5 protein-coding genes and 1 pseudogene are annotated in these 6209 nt (G+C 45.0%); 1 reads left to right on the top strand and 5 read right to left on the bottom strand.

What is annotated here, in order from left to right; all coding sequences use genetic code 11:
* Nucleotides 1-172 precede the first annotated feature (172 nt).
* Together QZ998_RS08415 and QZ998_RS08410 are read right to left on the bottom strand one after the other, a co-directional pair.
* On the bottom strand, nucleotides 173-2074 hold the full coding sequence (locus QZ998_RS08415; protein WP_296559662.1) for a lectin like domain-containing protein: 1902 nt from the start codon (nucleotides 2072-2074) through the stop codon (nucleotides 173-175).
* A gap of 39 nt (nucleotides 2075-2113) precedes the next feature.
* Nucleotides 2114-2341 (bottom strand): hypothetical protein, encoded by a 228-nt coding sequence (locus tag QZ998_RS08410; protein WP_296559661.1) that lies wholly within the window; start codon nucleotides 2339-2341, stop codon nucleotides 2114-2116.
* A gap of 48 nt (nucleotides 2342-2389) precedes the next feature.
* On the opposite strand from QZ998_RS08410, the gene QZ998_RS08405 reads away from it, so the two are divergent.
* Entirely contained in the window at nucleotides 2390-2512 is a 123-nt protein-coding gene (locus QZ998_RS08405; RefSeq protein ID WP_296559659.1) for a hypothetical protein, read from the top strand.
* 34 nt (nucleotides 2513-2546) lie between these two features.
* On the opposite strand, the gene phnD is transcribed toward QZ998_RS08405, so the two are convergent.
* The 3 genes and pseudogenes from phnD to QZ998_RS08390 all read right to left on the bottom strand — a co-directional run.
* On the bottom strand, nucleotides 2547-4445 hold the full coding sequence (gene phnD, locus QZ998_RS08400) for a phosphate/phosphite/phosphonate ABC transporter substrate-binding protein (protein WP_296559657.1): 1899 nt from the start codon (nucleotides 4443-4445) through the stop codon (nucleotides 2547-2549).
* 35 nt (nucleotides 4446-4480) lie between these two features.
* Complete coding sequence (locus QZ998_RS08395) at nucleotides 4481-5710, bottom strand: aminopeptidase (protein WP_296559656.1); 1230 nt, start codon at nucleotides 5708-5710, stop codon at nucleotides 4481-4483.
* A 267-nt stretch (nucleotides 5711-5977) separates the two neighbouring features.
* Nucleotides 5978-6209 (bottom strand): annotated as a pseudogene (locus QZ998_RS08390) (butyrate kinase); the annotation flags it as partial.

Below are 6209 nucleotides of genomic sequence, written 5' to 3'. Positions count from 1 at the left end.
TTAACTGCTCGTTCCTGTTTTCGTCCCATGGTAAACTGATTTCTCCTTGCGAAATTTTTCTTTCATTTTACCATCTATTTTTCTTGCATTCCCGTTTTATCGCTAATTTTTAGTGCGAAATATTTTTACCTTTCAGGGCTGGCCAGGATTATTTTGTTATTTTTTGCTGTGATTAGTTATTTTCCAGATATGGCTGATCGATCGAGCCAGGTGCCGCTGATCCTGCTGGTAGCACCTGAATTTCAATCGCTTCCAAGCGGTAACCAAATCCAGCCGTTCCCGCTTTCGCATCATTCTTGGCCCAGTCCATCCAACCGACATTCTGTGCGTGAACCCGGTAGTAAACATCAAACTGCCCCGCATCGGCACCGGTTAATCTGACATTAATGGCTTCCAGCCGTAGCGATTCGCCGGAAGTCCCGCTCATATCACCATCACTTTGATAGTCCTGCCAGCCCTGGTTCTGCACATGGGTACGGTATTCAATCCCCAGATCATAGCCACTGGTATCCATTTTTATCTTGATACCTTCTAGCCGCAGTGATTGCCCCGATGTGCCACTGACCCCACCGTTGCTTTGCCAATTCTGCCAGCCCTCATTCTGAACATGGGTGCGATAAACACTGTTGACAAAGCTATCCTGACTTTGGCTAAAGGCTTTGATACAAACATTGCTGCTGTCTTTTTTCGAAGTATCATACCAGCCGCCGGTTCCCGATTTGCTGGTAAAGCTCTCGCCGGGGTTGGCAGTGACGGCACTGCTGTAATTTTCAACCCGGCTCTCGACCGGTACGGGTTGATTGGATCCCGGCGTTCTAAATTTAATGACCACCGCAAACTTCTGGCCGGCCACCAGTCCGACTGGGTTATCTAATTCGACGGTATAATAACCACCCCGCGTAAATTTTTGCGTTTGGCTAGTTCGTAAGGTACCACTGTTTGGCTGGCCATCATTGACATCGGTATAGATCTTGATCTCAGCCGTTGTTCCTGGGGTTAAGGCATAAGTGCTCACTGCCATCAGCTTGTCACTAGTAGCAGCGGTAAAAATATTGGCGCCCCAGGCTGTTTGATCGCCATCCGGATAGCCCATCGCTGAGATATTACCCAATGGGTCGTACTGATAGATTCGGCTGTAATTATCGGTGGCTTCAGCATTATGAAAGGCAGTCACGTTACTACCAGCATAACGATCATAATAGGACATATAGAAATAGCCATCGTCACCCCAATCGCTTCCCCAGCTGTTGCGGATAATCCAGGCGCCATCCCCATCCGGCTTTTCATTGAAATTATCACGGCTATAATTGTCATCCCAGCCAACTATCGCGACATCATGATCGGGATTTTGATCGCCATTGTAGTAAAAAGCAGCGTTGTCACTGTTATAGTAAGCATTGCTATTCATTGAACCAAAATACATCGAAGTATAAAGCGCTCCGCCATCGATCAGAGCCTGCTTGATGGCACTTGGTAATTTCGGAATCGAAACCACTTCCTGGACATGATTAACCGGCGACAATCCGGTTTTTTTCGGTGTATCATAGGGATCACTGCTTTCGTCGACTGGGCCGCTCCAACGCGCCAGGTAAGCAGTAGCCATCGTGTAATTCCCCCCCTCATCGGGGGTTCCATCAAAACCGCTGTTCCACATCAGGTTGTTTTCAGAAAAATCCGCTGTGGTGTCCTTCTTGAGATAGGATTCCAGCGAAGCCAAGCTGGCAAATGCCCAGCAGCTCCCATAATCACCCTGATCACGGATCTGGGTGACGCGATCGATTTCGCGCAGATCGTAGACGGCCGGAAATGTTGCTGCCTGGGTTATGGTGCTCTCAGCGGTTCCTTCAAAGCGTTGCAATGGTGGTGGAATATGGCCGAGCGCATAGCCGCCACTGGTTGTGGCGTTCAGGTTTCCCGACTCTAGGTCACCCAGATACTCAACAAATGCTGGATTCAAGGTTGCTACTGTTGGTTCAGCCGTTTCTTCCACAGCCCAGGCTCCGCCTGGAATCAAAACAGTCAGCATTAAGCTAACTAGCAGCAATGATAGTGATTTCTGCAAATTCTTACTCATTTTCACTCCTCTTTCTCTTCAATATGGCTTTAACTTTTCTTAGCCAATCTGTTCGACAGTTCCGGAATCCTTACCGAATTCGATTTTATCAAGCAAATCGTTGAATTTTTCGGTAAGGGTATCAACATTAGTCTTTAATTCTTCATCTCCCGGGGTGCAGTTCCCGGGAAAGCCGTAGATCCGTCCGCTCCCCACTTCCTTCAATAAAAAAAGAATCTCCGCGATTTCCTGCTTATACTTGTTTCTCACATCTGTAACCTGATCCATTATGTCCTCCAAAATTTTAGCTCTTACCGTCATTTTGACACGGTTAAAATGATTTTAGTCGTTCTGATCAAAAAGATGACCGCCGGTTTTAACGGCGGTCATCTTTTATCATCAAGTATTTCTTTTGTCACCATCAACTTGATCAAGCCACCTCCTAATATTCTATTCTAGGAAGTTATACCCCATAATCCTGCTTTGTAACACCCTACATAACTTCGCGGATCACATCGTATTTGGCATCATCACTTTCAACAAATCCCTCCACCGGGGATTTAATATTCGGTGCTTTTACATATTCGACAAAGGCCTGTCGTAAAAGGGTTGTAAATTCTTTTGGCAGATTCGGATTAGCGGCAATGGCATCCTTGGGAATGTCCGGGGTTTTAGCAATAATGTTAAACTCATCCAGATTAATGCCACTTTTTCCCGCTCCTTCCATCGCTTCACTGTAGGTCGCCCCAGCATCATATTCGCGGGACAAAACCGCTTTGATAACACTGTCATGACTACCCAGATAGGAGGTCTTACTGAAAATCGTCTTGGGATTCATCCCCTCCGATTTAATAATATGCTGGGCATAGAGATAGCCTGAAGCACTGCCCTCATCGACATAAGCAAAACTTCGGCCACGCAATCCGCTTAAGCTATTGATGCCACTGTCTTTGCGGGTAATAATATAGCCGTTGTAAGATACCTTGCCATTGACTCTTGGCGATACCAATGGCTCAATCCCGATTTTTTCATGGGCATTGACAAAGGCAAAGGGCGAGAACCAGGCCACATCGATAATCCCTTCCTTCATGCCTTCACTGAGGGCTTCATAATCCTTGACAATCATGGTTCGCACCTTGTAACCGATTTTTTTGAAAACCCCATTTAAGATCGGCACATACATGGTTTTAATGTTTTCTGGCGAAGTAAAGGGATTAATCCCAAAGATAATTTCATTTTTATTTTTATTTTTGGCGGTAAGCTTTTGAACATTGCTGGCCATTTCCGAAAGCTTGGTACAGTAATTTAACAATTCAACATTTTTTGACTTCTGGGTGACAATCGTACTGATGGTGTTAGTGGTCACCCGGTGAGTAGTGTCGACCGCATCAGAGACCTTGGAAATAGAAGCCTGGATGCCATGGGAGGTGTTAACCTGGAGGCTGGAAATCTCTTTGATTTCATTCATGGAATTGTTTAATTCGATCAAAACTTTTTGAATTTCTTCGATCACATCGCCGGATTTCTGGGCAGCCCCTTCAATATCTTTAGTCCTTGTGGTGCACCGTTCAATGGCTGTATTCGAACGATCCACCTCAACAATCACCTGATTGACAATCTGTTCAATTTCGGTGGCAAAGGTGGCGGTGCTGTCCGACAACCGCTTGATTTCTTCTGCCACCACCGAAAACCCCTTGCCGGCAGCTCCTGCCCGGGCGGCCTCAATGCTGGCATTTAGAGCGAGCAGATTGGTTTGTCGGGAAATATCCTTAATATAATCAACAAACTTGCTGATCTGTTTAGACGAACCGTCTAATTCGTCATTAATGCCTGATGCCTGTTTCACTCCATCAACTAGATCCATCAGCAGATCAGAGATGCCTTCGATGGTTGAACGGTTTTCGTTGAGCATTTCAACCGACTGACTGGAGTTTTCTTCGATTCTGACAATATTCCCCTGAAGCTTATTGGATACCTCGGTAAAATGATTGATTTCCGAATTGATTTCATAGGTGCTCGCGGCATTTTCCTCGCTGAGTTTGGCAATTTCATCGGCCTGAGCCACTATCGTATTAAAAACTTTGACATTTTCCTGGGAAAACCAGCTTAGTTTTTTGATATCAAAGTCCATCGTCTCTAACAAAGAAAAAAGTTCACTATTGACATTATCCTGTTCCTCGTCCTCGAGCGGCTCATCTTTTTTAGCCATGGCAGTCAGCAGGTTTAAGATGCTATTCATCGTGGCTTTATTTTCATTTAATATTTCGACTGAAAGGGTCGAGCTTTCTTCCAGGCTCATCATATTCCGTTTCAGTTCATCCGAGCTTTGAGCAATCGTTTTGACATCCAGGTGGATATTCTCCAAATTGATTTCACTTTTTAATTCTTCCATGATCTTTCTCTCTTCCTTAAATTTGTGAAAACGCTTTACGCCCAGTTTCCATTTTTAAAAATGGGAATTTCCTGACCATCTTTACTAATGCCAATAATTTCCAAATCTTTGGTGCCGATCATAAAATCGACATGGGTATCGGACTGGTTGCCGCCGGCAGCAGTCAGTTCTGCTTTGGTCATTTTTCCGCCATCCCGGATATTGGTGGGATAACATTCCCCCAGGGCAAAATGACAAGCGGCATTTTCATCAAATAGCGTGTCATAGAAAAGAATCCCGGTATTAGAAATCGGTGAATCATAGGGAACCAGTGCCACTTCTCCCAACCGCCTTGATCCTTCGTCGGTTTCGATCAAGCTCTTGAGATATTCGCCACCCTTTGCTGCCTGATAGTCGGTCACCTTGCCGTCATGAAAGGTCAGGCGAAAATCTTCGATCAGATTTCCCTGATAGGAAAGTGGCAAAGATGACACCAGCGTACCCTCAGCCCGGAAACAATCCGGTGCGGTAAAAATCTCCTCAGTCGGCATATTAGCAAAAAAGTAGATCTGATCGGGGGTAAGTTCACCGCCGCCTTCCCAGATATGATCTTTCTGGAGACCGACAGTAAAATCGGTACCGATACTATTTTTATAACGGAGGGCATCAAAATGGGCATCATTAAGAATTCGACATTTTTCGGCGAGAAAGGCCTTATGGTCATTCCAGGCTTTTACGGTGTCATCTTCACCAATCCGCACGGCCTCAAAGATGGCCTCCCAGAGTTTTGCGATCGCCTCCTGTTCATAAAGTTCAGGAAATACCTTTTTTGCCCAATTGGCCTCAGGAACAGCCGCCACGCACCACTGGAATTCACTATTCATCATTTTTTTATAATAGGGTTCAAATGCCTTGGCGGAAGCCTTGCTGCTAGTTTTCAGCTTTTCGCTGGCGACCCCTTTATAGGCCTCCGGATCATTGCCGATAATCGAAATCACCGCCGCTTTCTGCTCCCCATAATAATTCCGGGATTCAGCCAGCCAATTGGGGATGTTTTCCAAAACTTCCAGACTAACATAGTCATAGCGGAGACGACTGGTTTTGACATCATTCCAGAAGACGATTACATCTCTAGCCCCGGCTTTATAGGCCTCAGCAACGATCATCCGGCCAAATTCAAAATTTTCCACTGAACAATTTACGACCGCCAATTGATCCTTCTGTACATTTGCTCCGGTTCGGACAAGGAGTCGGGCATATTCCCTTAATTTTTCGATATGATCCATAAGTTTTCCTCTTTTTCTCGTTACAAAAATAAGTAAGCCGGTTTAACAGGTTTCAGATCATTGCCTAAAACCCGCCCTTCATTCATTTTTGTAAAACTTATCTTTTTTCTTTTTTTGAACATCTATGTTAAAAATTATATCACTTTCATCAAATTAAAGAAACAAGAAAAATTTGCGAAAAGCACCTAAACTTAATTTCAACTGGGAACAATTTGTCAACATCTGGTCATTTATCCTCTGCTACTACTGTTACGTTCATCCTTAAAATCATGCTTTAAAATCACGGCAAAATACCCGGGCTTCTTCTTCGCCTCTTAACAATCTTAATCCGCCTAGTGCCAGGGCTTCCATTTCGTTCTCGCCAGGCAAGCATTGAACCGGGGCCAGAAAGGCGATATATGCTTTAACCATCGTGGTCAGTTTTTCAGAGTAGGCCATCCCACCGGTAAGGATAATCGCGTCAATTTCGCCTTTTAGCACCACCGCCATTTCGCCGATG

This window comes from uncultured Acetobacterium sp. (genome assembly GCF_927416815.1).
Lineage (GTDB): Bacteria > Bacillota > Clostridia > Eubacteriales > Eubacteriaceae > Acetobacterium.
The sequence above is the reverse complement of the archived record's forward strand: the minus strand, read 5'-3'. Positions and strand labels throughout refer to the sequence as shown.

Excerpts from the sequence above, each read along its gene's own strand:
- QZ998_RS08415 (WP_296559662.1), bottom strand. The coding sequence starts at position 2,074 with ATGAGTAAGAATTTGCAGAAATCACTATCATTGCTGCTAGTTAGCTTA.
- QZ998_RS08410 (WP_296559661.1), bottom strand. The coding sequence starts at position 2,341 with ATGGATCAGGTTACAGATGTGAGAAACAAGTATAAGCAGGAAATCGCG.
- QZ998_RS08405 (WP_296559659.1), top strand. The coding sequence starts at position 2,390 with ATGATTTTAGTCGTTCTGATCAAAAAGATGACCGCCGGTTTTAACGGC.
- phnD (WP_296559657.1), bottom strand. The coding sequence starts at position 4,445 with ATGGAAGAATTAAAAAGTGAAATCAATTTGGAGAATATCCACCTGGAT.
- QZ998_RS08395 (WP_296559656.1), bottom strand. The coding sequence starts at position 5,710 with ATGGATCATATCGAAAAATTAAGGGAATATGCCCGACTCCTTGTCCGA.